This window comes from Parahoeflea olei (assembly GCF_001703635.1).
GTDB lineage: Bacteria > Pseudomonadota > Alphaproteobacteria > Rhizobiales > Rhizobiaceae > Hoeflea > Hoeflea olei.
The window spans coordinates 1-19317 of record NZ_LQZT01000010.1; the positions used below are offsets into that span (position 1 = coordinate 1).

Here is a 19317-nt window from a genome sequence, read left to right on the forward strand (position 1 = left end):
CATGCGTGACCACGCACAGCATCTTCGTCCCGGCCTTCAGGCCCTCGACAACCACAACGCCGACATTGTCCGCGTGTTCATGTACCAGCAAATGGGGGGTGCTCACTTGGTCCTCCAATCAGGAAATGGTGAAATACGAAACTGCCCAGTGGACAGCTCTTGTATAAGATATAAGATATGGTGGAGCTGGAATGTCAACCGGGTAAAGCCATGGAAAAGAAAAACGAAGGTGCCTCCCCTGCCGATCCCACAACCCCAGAGGCAATCGGCTACAAGCCACTCTACGCACAGGTGCGCGACAGGCTGATGCGTCGCCTGGTCGAGGGCGAATGGTTGCCCGGCATGCTGTTGCCGAGCGAGATCGAACTCGCGCGCCAGCTCAATGTCAGTCAGGGCACGGTGCGCAAGGCGCTCGATTCGATGACCGCCGACAATCTGCTGATGCGCCGGCAGGGCCGCGGCACCTATGTCGCCGAACCCGAGGAAAGCCGGATCCTGTTCCAGTTTTTCCGGCTGTCACCCGACCAGGGCACGCCAAGCTTCCCCGATTCGCGGGTGCTGAGCACCGGGCACGCAAAGCCGACGCCCACGGAAACCGAGGCGTTGCGTCTCGAAAAGGGAGACCGGGTGTTCCGCATCGAGCGCATCCGCTCGCTCTCCGACCAGCCGATCCTGATCGAGACCATCACCCTGCCAGCGCGCCGTTTCCCCGATTTCGACCACCTGACCATCATCCCCAACAACCTCTACCGGCTCTATTCGGAGCGGTGGGGCATCACCATCGCCAGCGCCGAGGAGCGGCTGAAGGCGATCGCGGCCAGCGCGCGCGACGCAGCCAAGCTCGGCTGCGACACGGGCGAACCGCTGCTTCTGATCAGCCGTGTCGCCCGCGATCTCGAAAACCGTCCGGTGGAGCTGAGATGGTCGCGCTGCATCACCCGCGAGATCCATTACGCCGTCAATCTGCGCTGATCGCGCGCCGCCGACCAACAGACGGTCCGGATGCGCTACAGCGCGATCGCCTGGCCGGTCTTGGCGGAGCGTTCCGCCGCAAGCCCGATCCTGACGGCCTTGAGCCCGTCATCGAGCGACACTTCCGGCACGCCGCCCTTGTTGACCAGGTCGAGAAACTTGCGGTGCTGGAAATAGGTGGAGCCGTGATGATCGCCGACCGCGAGAATTGCCGGATCGACATGCATGACCTCGCGGTGCTCCTGCTTGCTCGCGCGCGGCGACAGCACGAATTCGGAATGCCGCTCCTTGCCGTCGGGCGCAAACCGCGCCGGCCCCGGCACCAGCGCCTCGGCCTTGGCCACATCGCCGGTCACCGCGATCGCCTCCTGCCAGGTCGAGCCTTCGGCGAACATGCACAGATCGAGCATCGCCCGCACGCCATTGGCAAAATCGACCACGACATAGGCATTGTCGAGGATGTCGGGCGTGCGGCCATCATAGGTCTCGTCGCGGAAATTGACGTCCGCCGCGCCCGAGGCATAGACCCGCACCGGCTCCGACTTCGCGATCAGCCGCATCAGGTCGAAGAAATGGCAGCATTTCTCCACCAGCGTGCCGCCGGTCCTGTCTTCGAACCGGTTCCAGTCGCCAACCTTCCTGAGGAAGGGAAAGCGGTGCTCGCGGATCGAGATCATCCGCACCTGCCCCGTCTCGCCCGACGCCGCGGCCGCGATCAGCCGCTCCACCGGCGGCATGTAGCGATACTCCATCGCCACCCAGACCGGCGCGGATCGTCCTTCCGCCAACGCCAGGATCTCCTCGCAATGGGCGAGCGTGGTGCAGAGCGGCTTTTCCACCAGGATCGGCAGATCCGCCGGCAGCACGTCCTTGAGGATCGGATGGTGCAGGTGGTTGGGCGCGGCGATCACCAGCGCGTCGCACAGGCCCGATTCAATGAGCTCCATGTGATCGGTGAAGCTCGCACAGCCGGGGCCTGCGAGATTGGACGCGATCGAGCGCATGCCCGGATCGGGATCGCACACTGCGCTCACCCGCGCGCCCTCGATCAGGCCGATATTGCGGATGTGTTCGTGCCCCATCATGCCCGAGCCGATGATGCCGTATCTGATGTCTCTCATGGCGATGACCCTAGAGGTGAAGGACCGGCAGCCCGGCGGCCGCGGCGAAACTTTCGAGCTTCGCAACATGGTCGCCATAGGCGAGCGCCATATGGTGTTCGAGCCCGCTGTCGATCACGCGGGCGAGCAGTTCGCCTGCCGGGCGGTCGAACCGCACCACACCGGAGGTGCCGGTGAACGCCATCTCGCGCTTAAGCATCTCGCCGCGCGCGAGCACGAGGCACTGCTCGCCACGCGCCTGGCTCAGCCGCGCAAAGGTGACAGGGCCGGGCTTGAGCGGAAACTCGAACAGCAGCGGCATCTTGCGATTGGTGTGGATCGTGGCACGGGCGCGCGCATCCGGGTCCGCCATCGACACCGGCGCCTGGCCGCAATGCCACACCACCCCGGTGTCGTCGTCCACATCGAGATCGACCAGGTCGACCAGGAACACCGGCGCGTCCGCTGCCGCCTGCAGCAGAAGCTGGGTCGCAGCCCCGTAGACATCGGCCTCGCAGGCGCAGGGCACGCGCCCCTCGCCCATCATCGAGGCCGGGCCGCAGACCGCGCCGCCATACTCCGTGAAGGTTTCCGGCCAGCAGCGGATCGCGAAGGCGTCGAAGCCGCCGTCGCGCTTCATGCCGTCGAGCGCGAGCTTGAGCCTCAGCGACCGGTCGAGCTCGGCCTGGTCGACGCGATCGAGGCCCGTGAGGTTTTCAGCCGCGCTCTCGCGGAGTGCGGCGGCGTCGGCTTCCGGCGCCGCCTGCGCCCGCGCGAACAGCTCGGCCAGTTCGAAGCCCACCACGTTGATGCCGGTCAGCACCGCGAGCCGATCCGCGTCATAGCCGCAGGTATCGAACCCCTCCGGGTGCCGGCCGATGCGGGCAATGGTCCTGCCGCGCAGTTGGTCGATGAGCGCGCGCCCCTCGGCGGGGTCCGCGCTGCTTGCTTCGGTCGCAAGCGGCGCGACCATCGGCGTTTCCGGGAACAGTTTCTCGAGCCCCGGTGTGCCCGGCGCGGCATGGCGCCAGGAAAACAGCCGGTGGCGCAGCCCGAGCGCATGGGAGGCGAGATTGAGCCCGCAAAAGGCGTTGAGCCTCAGCCGACCGCCGAGCCGCGGCTCGGGCACCGCCCAGATGGCCAGTGGCTGATCGAACCGGTCGGCGATCCGGCAGGTCATCGCCGCGTCGGTGAAGGTGACCTGCAGGATCAGGATCCGGTCCGGCCGAGCCGCCGCGACCTCCGCCATCGCCGCCTCGGTTGCAGCCGCGTCCATCAGCAGCGTTTCGGGGCCGACCAGGCGGTGGCCCAGGGCCTCAAGATCGGCACGCATGGCCGCGAGCATCTCCTCGGCGAAACCCACGTCGAAGGTCGGCCGCCCCAAGGGCAGGACGCCGAGTGTGAGAGAATTACCGGACATGCCGTTGGCCCCTTACATCCCCGTTTAAAAACACTAGATTGGCTTCATGAACCCGATCCTGAGACGCTGGCCCCCGGCCGCCATCCTTGCCCTGGCCATCGTCGCCGTCACCCTGCCCACCCGCGGCCATGCCACGGAAGCGGCCTGGGCGCGTCTGGCGCAGGGCGGCTACACCATTCTGCTCGGTCACGCCCGCGCCCCCGGCGGGGAACCGCTCGATCCCGATATCGGTGACTGCGACGCCCGCAGAAACCTCACCGACCGCGGCATTCAGGAAGCGCGCCGAATCGGCATGCGCTTCGCCGCCCGCGCGGTCTCCATCAGCGCCGTCTATTCCGGAGAGTTCTGCCGTGCGCTGAAAACCGCCGAACTCGCTTTCGGTCGCCGCAACGTGGAAAGCCGGGCCTATCTGAACTCGATCGTCGGCGGCGCGGATCCCGATGACATTCCGGAAGAGCTGATCGCCCAGGTCGAGGCGTTCAACAGCGCCGGCAACCAGTTGATGGTCACCCATCCCGTTCTGATCCGGGCGATCTCCGGCACCACGCCGCGCGAAGGCGAAGCCATCATCATCGCGCGCGGGGTCAATCCCGGTGACCGCCCCCGCGTGGTCAACCGGCTGCTGCTCGACTAGGCGGGCGCGGCCAGGCATCAGCCGAAATCGCCGTAGCCGTGGCGGAAGCCCTTGTCCGCCGGGGAGAAGCGCGCCCCGTCCGGCCCGTAGACCGCGTGACGGTGCCAGGGCGTCGCAGCCTGGTCGGTCAGCGCATTGAGCGCCCGCATATAGTCGACTGACTCGCTTTCGAGCCCCTTTCGCATCGCCTCCCAATCCGGATAGAACCCGAACGGCTCGAGCCAGATCGCCCGGCCGGCGAGATAGCCCGAGGCGCCGGCGCGATAGGCATGGGCGAGGATGTTGCGGAATTCGGTCTTGCCGGCGCCCGCCGACAGCATCACCCAGGGCCGGCCGGCAAGCCGCCCCATCTCGTCGAACGCCGCCTGCACCTCGGCGTCTTCCTCTTCGGGGACATCCCTGGCCGCGACCGGGCTTTCGAGCTTGAACACGTCGATGCCGAAGTCCGGATCCGCGAAATCGGCGACCGACTGCAGCACATGGTCGGTGCGCTTGCCGGTCATCTCGATGTAGTCGGTGCTCTGGTGCGCGTCGCCTGGCAGCGGATAGACCAGAAGCTCGAACAGGAAGGGAATGTCATAGCGCGCGCAGTCTTCGCCGATACGCTTGGCGAAATCCTTCTGCGCCGCGCGCACATGCGCAGCGGCATCCGGACGGTACCAGGCCAGCACCTTGACCGCGTCACCGCCCATGCGCTTGATCTTGGCCACCGACCAGTCGTCGATCCCGGACGACAGCCGGCCGTCGGGTGTCTCGGTGAACAGCGAATCCTCGAGCGTCACAATCAGGCCCTTGGCCGGCGAGAGCGCGTCGATCCCGCGCGGAATGGCGAAATGCGGATCGAGCAGCATCGCCGAGGCCTCGTCCTGCAGCGTCTCGATCAGCAGCCTCTTGAAATCGGCGACGGCCTGCCAGGGCGCCTCTGCGACACCGTGGCGCCTCGCGATCGGCCCCTTGATCGGCGGCCGCTGGTCGACCGCCGTCATCTTGAACAGGCCGCCCGCGTCGGCCATGCGCCGCATGCCCCACAGTTTTCCCGCGCTCAACTGCATGGGTGCGCCTCCTTGATGAAGCTCTCGGTCTCGGCCCGCGTCGGATAGCCCGCGCGGCCATCCGATCGCGTGCATTTGATCGCCGCCACGGCATTGGCGAAGCGGATCGCCTCGGGCGGTTCCGCCCCCTCGCCCAGCCGCAGCGCGAAGGCGCCGTGCCAGATGTCGCCGGCGCCGAGCGTGTCGACCGGCGTGATCCGGTAGGCCGGTTCCGAGCCCTGATCGCCGCCGTGGCGCCAGCGCACGCCGTTTTCACCGTCGGTCACGCAGACGAAGACCCCGGTCTCGGCAGCGATGTCGGCGAGCGCCCGGACGAGATCGGAGTGCCCCGCCCAGTCGCGCAGGCCCTGGGCCGAAAAGGCGATATGGCTTGCAAGCCGCAGCGCTGCCTCGGCCTCGCGGGTCGGCGCCTCGGCGTCGAGCACACCAGGCAGGCCACGGTCGCGGGCGGCCCGCATCAGCGCTTCGGCCCCGTCGGGCCAGCGCGTATCGGCAAGCGCGGCATCGAAATCATCGGGCAGTGCCGCCTCGAGCCAGTCGGAATTCATCGGCAGCGCGGGATCGCGGAAATTGACGATCTGGCGTTCGCCCGCCTGGTCGATGAACACGGAGGAGAACGAGGAGCGGCAGCCCGCAAAGCGGCGCACCAGGGAACAGTCCACGCCCTCTTCGGCAAGCCCGGCCATGATCATGTCGGCCACCTGCTCGTCGCCGAGCCGGCTTGCAAGCAGCGCCGTGCCGCCGAGCCGGGCCACGGCGACGGCTGCATTCGCCGCCCCGCCGCCACCGGTAATGGCGGCATCCCTGGCCCGGTATTTCTCGGCCAGCCGCGGCATCTCGTCCAGGAAATACACGAAATCCACCACGGCCACGCCGGCCGTCACGATCTTTGCCATCGTCACCCTTCACTCCCGGCGGACTGAAGACCCGCAAAACTGGGCCATGCCTGGAACCCTATCAAGTCTTATATAAGACACAAGATTGAAAACGCGCCCCACTGCCGGCGGCATCCCGGACCGCCGAGACCTGACCGCCCGGGCGCGTACCCGGGCACTCAGGCCGTGCGGCATGCCGGAACTCACTTGGTGTCGAGGGCCGCGCCGGCGTCGATTTCCTCGGTGGCCTTGGCCGCTTCCGCGACCAGCAGGTCGTAGAAGGTGGTGCCGCCGTCGACATTGGCCTTGAACCAGTCGAACACCGGCGCCGCCGCCTCCTTGAACTGGGCCTTTTCCTCCATGCTCGGCACATAGACCGAACCGCCGGCCTCGGCGAAAGCCTTGTAGGCGTCGATCGACTTGCGCTTGGGCGAGGCGAAGGTCGCCTGCTGCAGGGCGGCGAAGCCGTCGACGATCACGCGGCGCATGCTTGCATCCATGCCCATGAACCTATCGTTGTTCATGTACCAGAGCGCTCCCATGTAGGAATGGCCGTCGAGCGTCAGGAACTTGAGCCCCGCATCGGGGAACTTCATGCCCATGATGTCGGTGATGCCATTCTGGGTGCCTTCGACCACCCCGGTCTGGAACGAGGTGAACAGTTCCGGCCACGGGATCGGCGTCGGCGACGCGCCCATCGCCCGCACCAGTTCCTGCGGCAGGTCGGCGACCACCGTGCGGATCTTCAGGCCTGCGAGGTCGGCCGGCGACCGCACCTCGCGCTTGGTGTTGGCGAAATTGCGCCATCCGCCGGTGTTGCCGATGGTCATCAGCCGGATCTTGTCGCCCGAATCGGCAAGCATCTGTTCGCGCATGGCGCGCACGAACGGCCCTTCGGTCAGCACCGCCTCGGCAACGCGGTCGTCGCGCAACAGGTAAGGCAGGTCGAGCACCTGCACATAGGGGAAGATCCCCGAGGCGCCGCCCGAGGTGGAGATGTAGATGTCGATCGAGCCATCGGCGATGCCCTGCAGGCATTCCGCCCCGGTCGAGCACAGCTGCGTGCCGATGAACAGTTCCACCGCGATCGCGCCGTTCGATGCCTTCTCGACATAGTCCTTGAACACCACAAGGCCGTCATAGTCCTCGTCGTTCTCGTTGGAATTGGCGGTGGCCCTGAGCGTGATATCAGCCCCCTGCGCCGCCGTCACAGCACTGCCGGCAAGGACCGCGAGCCCGAGCGCCGCTGCACCGAGCGTTTTCATGGCCTGTTTCAGTATCATGATCGAACCTCCCTTTGATGAAACTGTCGCCCAAGTCTTGTATAAGAGACAAGCTCGACGAGCCCCCGGAGCTTGTCAAGCATGGCCGGCCCGCCTGTCGTCTGCCGAGGCCCCGCCCGCCTCATCGCGCGAACCCGAACAGCTGCGGCATGAACAGGGAAATCTGCGGCACGAAGGTGATGAGAAAGATCACCAGGATCTCGACGGCGAGGAACGGCAGGATCGCCTTGGCGATGGTCTCCACCTTTTCGCCCGAGACGCTGGAGGTGATGAACAGCACCAGCCCCATCGGCGGGGTCGCGAGCCCCACCGTCAGGTTCACGCTCATGATGATGGCGAAATGCACCGGATGCACGCCAAGCTCGGTGAAGATCGGCGCGAGAATGGGCGCCAGGATGATGATCGCGGGTCCGGCGTCGAGAAACATGCCGACCACGAACAGGAGCAGGTTGATCAGGAACAGCAGCAGCAGCGGCTCGTCGGTCAGCCCCAGGATGAACGCGGCCATGATCTCGGGCGCGTGGCTGAGGCTCACGACAGTCTTGAACGCCATCGCCGCCCCCACCAGCAGGAGCACCACCGAGGTGGTCATCGCCGCCTTTGTCAGCACCTGCGGCAAATCGGCCCAGCCCATGGTCTTGAGGATGAACAGCGCCACGATGAAGGCATAGACGGCCGCCACGGCGGAGGCTTCGGTGGGCGTGAACACGCCGCCCAAGATGCCGCCGAGAATGATCACCGGGGTCATCAGCGGGTAGAACGCCTTCAGGCTCGCCCGCCCCTTCTCGGGCCAGCTGGCACGGGCGGAGGCGGCGGGAAAATCGTTCTGCCGCGCCATCAAGGCCACCACGATCATCAGCCCGACGCCGACCAGGATGCCGGGCAGGATCCCCGCCAGGAACAGGGCCGCGACCGACTCGCCCATCACATAGGCATAGATGATCATGATGCCCGACGGCGGGATGATCGGGCCGATCACCGAGGAGGCGGCCGTCACCGCCGCGGCAAAGCGGCGGGTGTAGCCGTTCTTCTCCATCGCCGGGATCAGCATCGAGCCGAGCGCCGAGACATCGGCCACCGCCGAGCCCGAGAGCCCGGCAAACAGCATCGACGACAGGATGTTGACATGGGCGAGACCGCCCTTGAGATGGCCGATCAGCGCCTGGCTGAACTCGACGATCCGCATGGTGATGCCGCCGCGGTTCATCAGCTCGCCCGCGAGCATGAAGAACGGGATCGCCATCAGCGGGAACGAATCCATCCCGGTATAGACGTTGCGATAAAGCAGAGCGATGTCGCGCTCCTGCCCGTTGAGCCACAGCAGCAGGCCGGGCGCTGCCAGCATGCCGAAGAACACCGGCAGGCCGATCATCAGGAACAGCAGAAACAGCGGCAGGAAGAAGAACAGCATCGCCCCTACTCCACTGCCACCAGCACCCGGTCATGGTCCTCGGGCAGGTCAGCCTCCGGATCGATCAGATGGGCGAGCGCCTTGAGGCAGAGTTCGACATTGACGAGGCTCATCAGCAACAGCCCGACCGGCAGCGACATGTACATCCAGGCAAGCTTGACGCGCACCAGCCCGAGGCCGAGGAAATCGAGCGGGAACTTGAGCGAACTCGAATTGAACAGCCAGCCCGACGAGACATGGTTGAGCCCCAACCGAAAGCCATAGATCAAGACCACCAGAGAGAGCAGCAGGAGCAACAGACCGAGCAGCGATCCGAGCCTGCGCGGCAGCATGTCCTTGATCATGTCGATCGCCACGAACCCGCCCCAGCGATAGGCCGAGGGCGCGATCAGTCCCGTCATCCACAGCATCAGGAAACGCGCCGCTTCGTCGGGCCAGGCCAGCGCATTGTTGAAGGCGTAACGGAACACCACCTGCAGCATGATGATGATCACCATCGCCGCCATTGCCATCCAGGCGGCGGTGCGCCCGATCCTGAGCAGGAAGGTGTTGAGATGCGCGAGCGGCCTCAGCACGGTCAGTATCGCGGTCATGGTCTTGGTCCTCCCAGAGCCAATAGCCAGTCGCCCGTCAAGTCTTATATAAGACCCGTGTATGGGCTTCTATTTCCCGCGATCTGTCAAGCCCGCACCGGCTGATGCATTTTGGCGCATGCTCCCGGCGCTCAGTCGCGCATGAACAGGTGCTCGGTGTGCTGAACCCGCGTTTCCCCGGGCCGGAGCACGGCCCCCGCAAAGCCCGGATGATTGGGGCTGTCGGGCCAGCTCTGGGTTTCCAGGCAGAAGCCCGCATAGGGACCATACGTCCTGCCCTCGAGGCCGGGCACCGAGGGGGAGACCTTGAAGCCGCTGTAGAACTGGAGCCCCGGTTCGGTCGAGCGCAGTTCCATGGCGATGCCCGAGCGCATCGAGCGCGCCAGCGCGATGGTCCTCGCAGGCGCCCGTTCGCGCGAAATGCAGAAATTGTGGTCATAGGGCACCTGCCCGTCAGGCCCCTCGCACCGGATCGGCCGCATCTCGCGGAAATCGAAATCCGTGCCCGCCACCGGCCGGATCTCGCCGGTCGGGATCTGGTCCGCATCGACCGGTAGGTAGTGATCGGCGGCGATCATCAGATCGTGGTCGAGAATGGTGTCCGAACCGTCGAGATTGAAATAGCTGTGATGGGCGATGTTGGCGAGCGTGGGCCGGTCGGTCACGCTGGTATAGGTGATCGCCATGCAGCCGCCGGGGCGCAGTTCGTAGCGCGCTTCGATCTTCATGGTGCCGGGATAGCCCGACTGGCCGTCCGGATCGACGATCGAGAACACCGCGTGGTCGGCGCCGTGGCTGTCGAGCCTCCACACCCGCTTGCCGGTTCCTGCCTGGCCGCCATGCAGATGCGTGACGCCGCGCTCGTTGAGGTCGAGCTGGTAGGAAACCCCGTCGAGCTCGAACCGCCCGCCGGCGATCCGGTTGGCGTGCCGTCCCGGCGTCTGGCCGAAATAGGGCGAATGCGCGGGGTAGCTCGCGAAATCCGGGAAGCCGAGTGTGAGCGGCGCGCCATGGCCATCGAGCCGCAATTCCTGCAGCGTCGCGCCCCAGGTCATGATCCGCGCCGTGAGCCCTCCGCCCGCGATCGTGACCCGATGCACCGTCTCGCCGTCTTGCGTCTGACCGAATTCCTCGACCGCCATCTCATGTCTCCCTCAAATCGGTGCCTGTTGCGTCATCCCGGGCCGGCCCCGAAACCTCGTGCGGCGCAGGCGCCTTACCGCGTCAATTGCCGCGTCGCGGCCTCGAGCCCCGACAGCGTCATCGGGAACATACGGTCGCCGAACAGGTGCCGGATCAGCGCGGTCGAATGCGAATGCTGCCAATAGGCCTCCGGGGTCGGGTTGAGCCAGGCGACCTTGGGGAAATGGTCGAGCACGCGGGTGAGCCAGACCTGGCCCGGCTCCTCGTTCCAGTGCTCGACCGAACCGCCGGCGGCGACGATCTCGTAGGGGCTCATCGCCGCGTCGCCGACAAAGATCACCCGGTAGTCCGAGCCGTAGGTGTGCAGCACGTCCATGGTCGGCACCAGCTCCTGCCGGCGGCGGCGGTTGTCGCGCCACACCCCCTCGTAAAGGCAATTGTGGAAGTAGAAATACTCCATGTGCCGGAATTCGCTGCGCACGGCAGAGAACAGCTCCTCGACCACCCGGACATGGTCGTCCATTGACCCGCCGATATCGAAGAACATCAGGAGCTTGACCGCGTTGCGCCGCTCCGGCCTGGTCTTGACGTCGAGCCAGCCATGCTCGGCGGTCGACCGGATCGTGCCCTGCAGGTCGAACTCCTCGGCCGCCCCCTCGCGCACCCAGCGCCGCAACCGCCTGAGCGCGATCTTGATGTTGCGCGTGCCGAGCTCCACCGAATCGTCGAGGTTTTTGAATTCGCGCTTGTCCCAGACCTTGACCGCGCGCCGGTGCCGGCTTTCGTTCTGGCCGATGCGCACGCCCTCGGGGTTGTAGCCATAGGCGCCGAAGGGCGAGGTTCCGGCCGTACCGATCCATTTCGATCCGCCCTGGTGGCGGCCCTTCTGCTCCTCGAGCCGCTGCTTGAGCGTCTCCATCAGCTTGTCGAACCCGCCCAGGCTCTCGATCAGCTTCTTCTCCTCGTCGCTGAGATGCTTCTCGGCCATGCGCCGGAGCCATTCCTCCGGGAGCGCGCGCACATCGACCCCGTCCTCGCCCGCAATCGCCTCCACGCCCCGGAAGGCATGGGCGAAGACCCGGTCGAAGCGGTCGATATGGCGTTCGTCCTTCACCAGCACGGCGCGGGCGAGATAGTAGAATTCCTCGATGTCGAAACGGGCGAGCCCGGCCTCAAGCCCCTCGATCAGCGCAAGATATTCCCGCAGCGAGACGGGCACTTTGGCGGCTTTGAGCTCAAGAAAGAACGGCAGGAACATGCGCGCGACCTTAGCCGCATCGCGGCTTGCTTGCCAACCGCTTTAGCCGCCTTCAAGCTCCGGATTGGGGAAATAGCCCGGTCCCACCGTCAACGGCTTGTCCGGCACGACCGTGTCGTCGATCTGGCTCACGAAACTCTTCTCCTCCTGCCAGATCAGCTGCGAGCGGGTGCGGTCGTAAAGCCGGATTGAGACGTGATAGGGCCGTCCGGCCTTCACCCCGCGCACCTTGGGCGAATGCACCCCGTAGCGGCTGGAACGGGCATGAAGCCGGGTTTCGACCGTGAGCGGCGGTCCGCCGGCGGGGTCCTCGAAGTCCGTGATCATCCAGGTGCCGGCCGGCAGCGGCTTGAGCACATGGGCGACAAAGCCGTAGAACACCTGCGCTTCCCGGTAATTGAAGATGAAACCGCCGCCGACGATGCCGATGTAAGGCTTGTTCGCGGGATCGTCGCGGGTGGCCCAGCCGAAGGCGAGCAAGACCAGAACCAGGCCGACGGCTGCGGCGACCGCCTTTTCGAACCACTTGTCTTCCCGCACGACCATGACAGCTTCTCCCGAGCCGGCGATCCCGCATCCCTTATCGCACAAGACCGGAAAACGCGCCACAGCGACGGCGACCACCGCCCCGGGACAGGATGCACCGCAGCGGGCCGCAAAACGGAAACGGCGCCGCGAAGGGGTTCCCCCAACGCGACGCCTTGGCTGTTTGGGCGGGTCGAGGTCGGACGGGTCACGTCCGGCCGCAACAGGGTCCCGCCGGCAGACCGGTCAGAATTCCGACCACTCCTCTGCCTTGACCGCCAGATTGCCCTGGCTTCGGGCGGGACGGCCCGCAGACGACGCCGGCTTGGCCATGACGGCCGCGACCTCACGCAGCGCTGCCGCCTGCCCACCGGTGCCGCCGGCGAGGCGGAACTGGCCGATCAGCGCGCCCAGACGGCCGGCTTCGTCGGAGAGGGACGCGCTGGCCGCGGTGCTTTCCTCGACCATGGCGGCATTTTGCTGGGTGACCTGGTCCATCTGGTTGACCGCAGTATTGACCTCCGTCAGGCCCACGGACTGTTCCTTGGCGGCACTGGCGATCGCCGTCATGTGGTCGTTGACCGTCACGATGTAGTTCTCGATCGCCTTCAGCGCCTCGCCGGTTTCATGCACCAGCCGGACGCCGCCTTCGACCTCGACCGAGGAATTGCGGATCAGATCCTTGATTTCCTTGGCAGCCTGGGCCGAGCGCTGGGCGAGTTCCCGGACTTCCTGGGCGACGACGGCAAAGCCCTTGCCGGCTTCGCCGGCGCGCGCCGCCTCCACGCCCGCATTCAGCGCCAGGAGGTTTGTCTGGAAGGCGATCTCGTCGATGACGCCGATGATGTTGGAGATCTGGCTCGAAGACTGCTCGATCTTGCCCATCGCATCGACGGCATTGGAGACGATCGTGGCCGACTGCACCGCACTCTGGTTGGCCTGCACCGCCGCAGCCCGCGCCTCCTCGACGCGCTGCGTCGAGTTGGTCACGTTCGCGGTGATCTGGTCGAGCGCCGCGGCCGTCTCCTCGAGCGAGGCTGCCTGCTGTTCCGTTCTCCTGGAGAGATCCTCCGCCGACTGGCTGATTTCGCGCGAACCGGTATCGATCTGCTTGGATGCTTCCGCGACCGAGCGCAAGGTATCGCCGAGCTGGGCGACGGCGGCGTTGAAGTTGCCGCGCAGGCCTTCGAAATCGGCCGCGAAGGGCTGTGTGAGCTGGAACGAAAGATCGCCATCGGCCAAGTGCTTCAGGCCTTCCGCCAGGCCCTTGGTCGCCTGCTCCATCTCCTGTGCCCTGATCCGTTCGGCTTCGCTGCTGCGGTTGCGCGCCTGCTCGGCGTGATTTCGCTGCGCGTCAGCCTCCGCTTCGAGCCGGATCTTGTCGAGGCCGGATTGCTTGAAGACCTGCACCGCCCGCGCCATGGCGCCGACTTCGTCGGGACGGTCCTGGTCCTGGACCGTGACCTCCAGGTCGCCATTGGCGAGACGGGCCATGGTCCCCGTCATCCGGCTGATGGTGCCGGAGAAGGAGCGGGCGTAAAAGAAGAAGCCGAGCAGCGACAGCAGCGAGACGATGACCGTGCCGACGATCGACATCCAGGTGGCGGCCTGCCCGGCGGCCACCACGGGGGTCACGTTGGAAGCCATCTCGATGACGCCGATCCTTTCCCCGGAGAAATTTTCCAGGACCGTGCCGTTGACCGCGTAGTCACGCTTGCCGGCCGACATCATCTTGAGCGGCTGGCTGCCTTCGAAAACCGCCGTGAGTTCTTCGGGCGAGAGCATGGTTGCCCCGTCGAATGTCGACGACTGCGTTTCGAATTTCCCGTCTTTGAGGATGTGAATGGCGATCTGCGCGTCGGTCTTGTCGGCGATGCGCGAGAAATAGTCCGCGTTCAGTTCGCTGCCGATGTCGACGACGCCCTCAATCTGCCCGTCTTTCATCACCGGAGCCGTGGCGAACACATTGACCGAGGTCCGCCCCGGTTCGACGCCGGCATGAAGCTTCTTGTCCGCCAGCGTGGCGACGATCATCTTCCGGCGTCCCCGGATATCGTCACCGAATTTGGTGGGGGCATGAACACGTGCCACCACGACGCCGTCCCGGCTGAAGGTGATAAGGCCGAGACCCGAGTTCGCAATCACGCCTGCCTGGCTGCCGGCATAGCGGGCAATCAGCGCCTCGCGGGCGTTGCCTGCGATCAGGCCGGCGAGATCCGGTTCGCTGGCGACGGTCAGCGCAAGCGAGGCGGCCGCCCGCTTCTGCGCCTCCATGTCTGCTTCGAGCACGGCAAGGTCCGCATTGAATTCCTTCAATACTGCCTGTTCATTCATGCTGGACTGACTGTACCAGGCCAGACCGCCGATCGTGGCGCTGGCAAACAGAACCGCTGCGAAGCCGTAAGCGGTCATCTTGACCCACATGGGTCGCTTGATATCAATTTCGCTCACCAATACATCCTCCAAATTATATACGTCATTGCCAATACGAGCGAAGATATCGGCGTGACTTTACTAAAAATTGATGAAACTTTTCGTGCAGGAACTCGAAGAAATCGGGCAATTATTGATAGCTGCACGGATGGCCGGCCGTGCGCACCGGGGCAACCGCGGCGAAAGCGCGCCGCGGGCCGGAACTGCACTCAAGCGAGGCCATTTGCCGCGGTGGTGCGCGGCCTGCCTCAGCGGCTGTATTTGATGAACGGAGTGAGGGTTCCGATCCGGTCATAGAGCTTGCGCGCGGTCGCGTTGAACTCCTGCGTCATCCAGTAGACCCGCGGGCACCCGGCCGCATCGGCTTCGTCATAAACCGCTTCGATCAGCGCCCGGCCCACACCACTGCCGCGGCTTTCGGGATCGGCGAACAGGTCCTGCAGGTAGCACACATGCTCGAGGTGCCAGCAGTGCCGGTGGAAGAAGTAATGCACCAGCCCCACCGGTCGGCCATCGGCCAGCGCCAGCAGCCCGCGCGGCTCGTAGAACGCGGCCTCGCTGGCATCGTGATCCGACACGAGACGGGCGAAGGTGGTCCGGTAGATCTCTTCCGCGACGGTCGACTCGTAGAATTCCAGATAGCCCGTCCACAGCCGGCGCCAATCGGCCTCGTCCCCGGCCTCGACCGGGCGAATCGTGATCTTGCTCATGGTCTTCTCACTTCGCCGTCGCCGGCGCCTTTGCGGTCTCGCGATCCGCGCCGATGTCCTCGATGTCGAAGGGCGTGGTCTGGTAGACCTGGTTGATCCAGTTGCCGAACAGCAGGAAGGCATGGCTGCGCCACCGGTTGGACGGCTTCTTGTCGGGATTGTCGTCGGGGAAGTAATTGTGCGGCGGATTGATCGCCACCCCCGCCGTGACGTCGCGGAAATACTCCTCGGCAAGCGTGCCGGAGTCGTATTCGATGTGATTGAAGATATAGAGCCGGTTGGCGAAGGCCTCGTGCAGCAGGCACAGTCCGGTCTGGTCGCTTTCCATCAGCACGTCGAAATCCGACGTCAGGTCTTCGCGCCTGACTTCGGTCCAGCGCGACACCGAGACCTGGAAATCATCCGAGAACCCCATCAGATAGGGAGAGGCGGGATTGAGGTTGCGGTGCCGGTAGACGCCGAAGGCCTTGCGGTCGAGCGCCCGCTTCGGCACCCGGTGGAAGTGCCAGGCTGCCGCCATCGCCCCCCAGCAGACGAAGAAGCTCGAATGCACGTTGGTCGTGGTCCAGTCGAGGATCTGCTCCATCTCCGGCCAATAGGTCACCTCGTCGAAGGGCAGGGTTTCGATCGGCGCGCCGGTGATGATGAAGCCGTCGAACTTGCGGTGCTTCACCTCGTCCCAGGTATGGTAGAAATTGATCAGGTGCTCTTCCGAGGTGTGCTTGGCGACATGCGAGCCGATCCGCACCAGCGTCAGTTCCACCTGCAGCGGCGACGCGCCGACCAGCCGGGCGATCTGCGTTTCGGTGGCGAGCTTGTTGGGCATGAGGTTCAGCAGCCCGATATGCAGCGGACGGATATCCTGCCGGACGGCAACGGATTCATCCATGATCTGAACGCCTTCCCGCACCAGGATATCACGGGCAGGAAGACCATCGGGAATACGGATCGGCATGACGCACTGACCTCCAACGCAAAAACCGGCCGCGAGAGAAACGCTGCCGGTCCGGAGGGAAACTGTCCCGTCGGCCCTTTAGCGAGTTTTTTAACGTGGCTGCAAGCCGGCCGGCCAAATCACCACGGCTGCAATCTAGATCCGGCCTGAACGGAAATCAATCTCCGCCTATTGCCCCACATGGCCGGAATCGGGACCCGCACCGGGCCGCGACCCGGCGCCTCCGGCGTCCAGGGCGCTCAGGCAGGTCCGGGCATGGCGGAGCCGGGCTTTCCATCCGCCCGGGGCAGAGCCGGGAACAGCCTCTTGTCCGCCTCCGGATCGAACAAGGCGGGCGCGACCCGGACCGTGTTCCGCCCGGCGGCCTTCGCCTGGTAGACCGCCGCATCGGTGCAGGCCATGGCAACGCGCAAATCGTCCTGGGGCCGGAGCTCGCAATAGCCGAAACTGGCCGTCAGCCCGAACTTCTGGCCGGAGCTCACCATCTGCTGCATCTCGATCGCCACCCGGAGCCGAGCCGCGGCCAGGCGCGTCATCTCGGCATTGGATTCGGGAAGCAAGATGCAGAACTCCTCTCCACCCATCCGGGCACAAATCGCTCCTTCGCCCGCCACATTGCGCAACAGCTCGGCCACGGTCCTGAGCACGATGTCGCCGACATCGTGGCCGAAGGAATCGTTGATCTGCTTGAAATGGTCGATGTCGCAGATGATCAGGCCCGTCGGCAGCGGCGCGGATGCTGCCCGCATGGCAGGAACCATGGCCTGGAACGCACGCCGGTTGAGAAGGCCGGTCAGCGGATCGGTCTCGGCCAGATGGCTGAGCCGCGTCACCAACGTCGTCGCATAGCGGGCGAACAGCGCAAGCCCGATGAAGATGGCGAAGATCGCATTGCCGGTCTGCATCGCCAGGGCAACATGACTGCCCTTGAACGCGGCATGGGTGAGAATCTCGGTTCCCGACAGGGTCATGGCGACGAGCCGCGCCCCGATGGCCGCGGCATGGGCCAGGAAGACGACGGCGATGACGGTATCGACCCGATGGTTCCGTCCCCGCCAGATCAGCACGCAGCAGATCAGGTCGACCACGATCATGAAACCACAGGTGCCTGCATAACGCACCCCGAACGGCGCCGAAGTCTCGCCGGCATAGATCAGCCCGGCCACGGAGAGAGCCAGCGCTGCGAGAAAGGCAATGCGGGGAAATTTCTGCCCGAACAGGGAGGCGACACCGCGCAACAGCAGGAAGTTTCCGCCATAGACGGCGGCCGGGATCAGGAACGCCAATGCGGGATACTTGCCCGCATCGCCGAGCATCAGCCCGAGCAGGGCCGTCATCAGCAGAAAATAGCAGCCCGCCAGGTGGAGGGCGGCATGCTGGCTGCGGTCATGCCAATAAAGCAGCAGGAAGGCCACGCCGACCGACAGGAAAATGATGGGGCCAAGCCATTGGTAGGACAAGTCAGCAATGAACAATCGTAGCGCCTTCATGGTCCATGAATGGCGCGCAAGCTGACAGAAAAAAGTGGCTAATTGATTACTGCAACAGTCAAGTCCCGCGCTGGCGGGCGAGGAAGGCGAGCCGCTCGAACAGGTGCACATCCTGCTCGTTCTTCAGAAGCGCGCCGTGCAATTTCGGCAGCGCGTTCCGCGCGTCGCCTCGCAGCGTCTCGGGATCGACGTCGTCGGAAACCAGCAGCCGGATCCAGTCGAGCGCTTCCGAGGTCGAGGGCTTCTTCTTGAGGCCCGCGGTCTCGCGGATCGCGTAGAACTGGGTCAGCGCCTCGCGCACCAGCGCCTGCTTGATGCCCGGATAATGCACGTCGACGATGCGCTGCAGCGTCTCCATGTCGGGAAAACGGATATAGTGGAAGAAGCAGCGACGCAGGAACGCGTCGGGCAGTTCCTTCTCGTTGTTGGAGGTGATGATGACGATCGGCCGCTGCCGCGCGCGAATGGTCTCGCCGGTCTCGTAGACGAAGAACTCCATCCGGTCGAGTTCCTGCAGCAGGTCGTTCGGGAACTCGATATCTGCCTTGTCGATCTCGTCGATCAGGAGCACCGTCTTCTTGTCGGCGGCGAACGCATCCCACAACTTGCCGCGGCGGATGTAATTGGCCACGTCATTGACCCGCTCGTCGCCGAGCTGGCTGTCGCGCAGCCGGCTGACCGCGTCATACTCGTAGAGCCCCTGCTGCGCCTTGGTGGTGGATTTGACCGACCACTCGATCAGGTCGAGACCCAGCGACTGGGCCACCTGGCGGGCCAGTTCGGTCTTGCCGGTGCCGGGCTCGCCCTTGACCAGCAAAGGCCGCTCGAGCCGGATCGCCGCATTGACCGCGACGGTGAGATCCTTGTCCGCCACATAGGCCGAAGTGCCTTCAAACTGCATAAGCCCTCCATGCGCCGCCATCGCGCGGCCGTTTCATGCTCTCCTTGACACCATATCCGGCGATGGGACGCAACCCGCGCCTTGGCGCCGCCCGCACCCTAGACCGGTTGTTCCAGATCAATGCGACCGGAGCCCCCGGGGGGCACACTGAACGCCAGCTTGAAGTTCTGTCGAAGGGAGACCGGCATGACGCTCTATCACATCCATCTGGTCATGGCCCGCAACAAGGAGTTTCCGGAAGGCAATGTCCATCGCGGCTATGACATCCATGCGCCGCTCGACGCGGACGGCCATCTCGACGAGGCGGCCTGGGAAAAGGCGCCCGCGGCCTGCACCGTGGTCCGGTTCTGGGATGGCGCGCGGTCCGAACTGGGCTATCTCGTGCATGACGCGAAGGCCGGCTGGGTCTTCGACTACGACCCCGCCGACGAGGACGACGACGAAACCGGCTACCGGCTGTCGAGCCACGTCTTCAAGACCGGCGAATATATCTCCGTGCGCGATCACGACGCGGGCGAGTTGCACACCTTCGTGATTTCCTCGGTCACCCCGGCCGGCTGAG

At 65.2% G+C, this 19317-nt stretch carries 18 protein-coding genes, 1 pseudogene and 1 riboswitch; of the genes and pseudogenes, 3 read left to right on the forward strand and 16 right to left on the reverse strand.

Annotation, left to right across the window (positions count from 1 at the left end):
• A pseudogene (locus AWJ14_RS22745) lies at nt 1-106 on the reverse strand (flagellar biosynthesis protein FlgA); the annotation flags it as partial.
• A gap of 104 nt (nt 107-210) precedes the next feature.
• Between AWJ14_RS22745 and AWJ14_RS07965 the strand changes: the two are divergent.
• The gene (locus AWJ14_RS07965) at nt 211-972 is read left to right on the forward strand and encodes a GntR family transcriptional regulator (protein ID WP_066177208.1); all 762 of its coding nucleotides are present in this window, start codon (nt 211-213) and stop codon (nt 970-972) included.
• Between the two features lie 35 nt (nt 973-1007).
• Here AWJ14_RS07965 and AWJ14_RS07970 read toward each other — a convergent pair whose 3' ends face one another.
• Both AWJ14_RS07970 and AWJ14_RS07975 read right to left on the reverse strand, forming a co-directional pair.
• Entirely contained in the window at nt 1008-2093 is a 1086-nt protein-coding gene (locus AWJ14_RS07970; protein WP_066177212.1) for a Gfo/Idh/MocA family protein, read from the reverse strand.
• Nucleotides 2094-2103: 10 nt separating this feature from the next.
• A complete protein-coding gene (locus AWJ14_RS07975; protein ID WP_066177216.1) occupies nt 2104-3492 on the reverse strand; it encodes a hypothetical protein in 1389 nt (462 codons plus the stop codon).
• A 46-nt stretch (nt 3493-3538) separates the two neighbouring features.
• Here AWJ14_RS07975 and AWJ14_RS07980 point away from each other — a divergent pair, with 46 nt between their 5' ends.
• The gene (locus AWJ14_RS07980; protein WP_083220130.1) at nt 3539-4126 is read left to right on the forward strand and encodes a histidine phosphatase family protein; all 588 of its coding nucleotides are present in this window, start codon (nt 3539-3541) and stop codon (nt 4124-4126) included.
• 17 nt (nt 4127-4143) lie between these two features.
• Here AWJ14_RS07980 and AWJ14_RS07985 read toward each other — a convergent pair whose 3' ends face one another.
• The 13 genes from AWJ14_RS07985 to AWJ14_RS08045 all read right to left on the reverse strand — a co-directional run bounded on the left by AWJ14_RS07985 (nt 4144) and on the right by AWJ14_RS08045 (nt 18755).
• Nucleotides 4144-5178, reverse strand: coding sequence for a tagatose 1,6-diphosphate aldolase (locus tag AWJ14_RS07985; RefSeq protein ID WP_066177218.1), 1035 nt, complete (start codon nt 5176-5178; stop codon nt 4144-4146).
• On the reverse strand, nt 5169-6074 hold the full coding sequence (locus tag AWJ14_RS07990; RefSeq protein ID WP_066177220.1) for a PfkB family carbohydrate kinase: 906 nt from the start codon (nt 6072-6074) through the stop codon (nt 5169-5171). The genes AWJ14_RS07985 and AWJ14_RS07990 overlap by 10 nt, the downstream gene beginning before the upstream one ends.
• A 182-nt stretch (nt 6075-6256) precedes the next feature.
• Entirely contained in the window at nt 6257-7333 is a 1077-nt protein-coding gene (locus tag AWJ14_RS07995; protein ID WP_066177380.1) for a TRAP transporter substrate-binding protein, read from the reverse strand.
• Nucleotides 7334-7457: 124 nt separating this feature from the next.
• Complete coding sequence (locus tag AWJ14_RS08000; RefSeq protein ID WP_066177223.1) at nt 7458-8747, reverse strand: TRAP transporter large permease; 1290 nt, start codon at nt 8745-8747, stop codon at nt 7458-7460.
• 5 nt (nt 8748-8752) lie between these two features.
• Nucleotides 8753-9340 (reverse strand): TRAP transporter small permease, encoded by a 588-nt coding sequence (locus AWJ14_RS08005; protein ID WP_066177226.1) that lies wholly within the window; start codon nt 9338-9340, stop codon nt 8753-8755.
• 131 nt (nt 9341-9471) lie between these two features.
• The gene (locus AWJ14_RS08010; protein ID WP_066177228.1) at nt 9472-10482 is read right to left on the reverse strand and encodes an aldose epimerase family protein; all 1011 of its coding nucleotides are present in this window, start codon (nt 10480-10482) and stop codon (nt 9472-9474) included.
• Nucleotides 10483-10556: 74 nt separating this feature from the next.
• On the reverse strand, nt 10557-11741 hold the full coding sequence (locus tag AWJ14_RS08015) for a vWA domain-containing protein (RefSeq protein ID WP_066177230.1): 1185 nt from the start codon (nt 11739-11741) through the stop codon (nt 10557-10559).
• 42 nt (nt 11742-11783) lie between these two features.
• Complete coding sequence (locus tag AWJ14_RS08020; protein WP_066177232.1) at nt 11784-12287, reverse strand: hypothetical protein; 504 nt, start codon at nt 12285-12287, stop codon at nt 11784-11786.
• A 225-nt stretch (nt 12288-12512) separates the two neighbouring features.
• Nucleotides 12513-14717, reverse strand: coding sequence for a methyl-accepting chemotaxis protein (locus tag AWJ14_RS08025; RefSeq protein ID WP_066177234.1), 2205 nt, complete (start codon nt 14715-14717; stop codon nt 12513-12515).
• A gap of 230 nt (nt 14718-14947) precedes the next feature.
• Nucleotides 14948-15409: a GNAT family N-acetyltransferase gene (locus AWJ14_RS08030; protein WP_066177237.1), complete on the reverse strand. Its 462-nt coding sequence runs from the start codon at nt 15407-15409 to the stop codon at nt 14948-14950.
• Nucleotides 15410-15416: 7 nt separating this feature from the next.
• Nucleotides 15417-16364, reverse strand: coding sequence for a homoserine O-succinyltransferase (locus AWJ14_RS08035; protein ID WP_066177240.1), 948 nt, complete (start codon nt 16362-16364; stop codon nt 15417-15419).
• 58 nt (nt 16365-16422) lie between these two features.
• Nucleotides 16423-16500, reverse strand: a riboswitch (SAM riboswitch).
• Between the two features lie 103 nt (nt 16501-16603).
• The gene (locus AWJ14_RS08040; protein WP_066177243.1) at nt 16604-17839 is read right to left on the reverse strand and encodes a GGDEF domain-containing protein; all 1236 of its coding nucleotides are present in this window, start codon (nt 17837-17839) and stop codon (nt 16604-16606) included.
• A gap of 73 nt (nt 17840-17912) precedes the next feature.
• A complete protein-coding gene (locus AWJ14_RS08045) occupies nt 17913-18755 on the reverse strand; it encodes an AAA family ATPase (protein WP_066177245.1) in 843 nt (280 codons plus the stop codon).
• A gap of 186 nt (nt 18756-18941) precedes the next feature.
• On the opposite strand from AWJ14_RS08045, the gene AWJ14_RS08050 reads away from it, so the two are divergent.
• The gene (locus tag AWJ14_RS08050; RefSeq protein ID WP_066177248.1) at nt 18942-19316 is read left to right on the forward strand and encodes a hypothetical protein; all 375 of its coding nucleotides are present in this window, start codon (nt 18942-18944) and stop codon (nt 19314-19316) included.
• Nucleotide 19317: the final 1 nt, after the last annotated feature.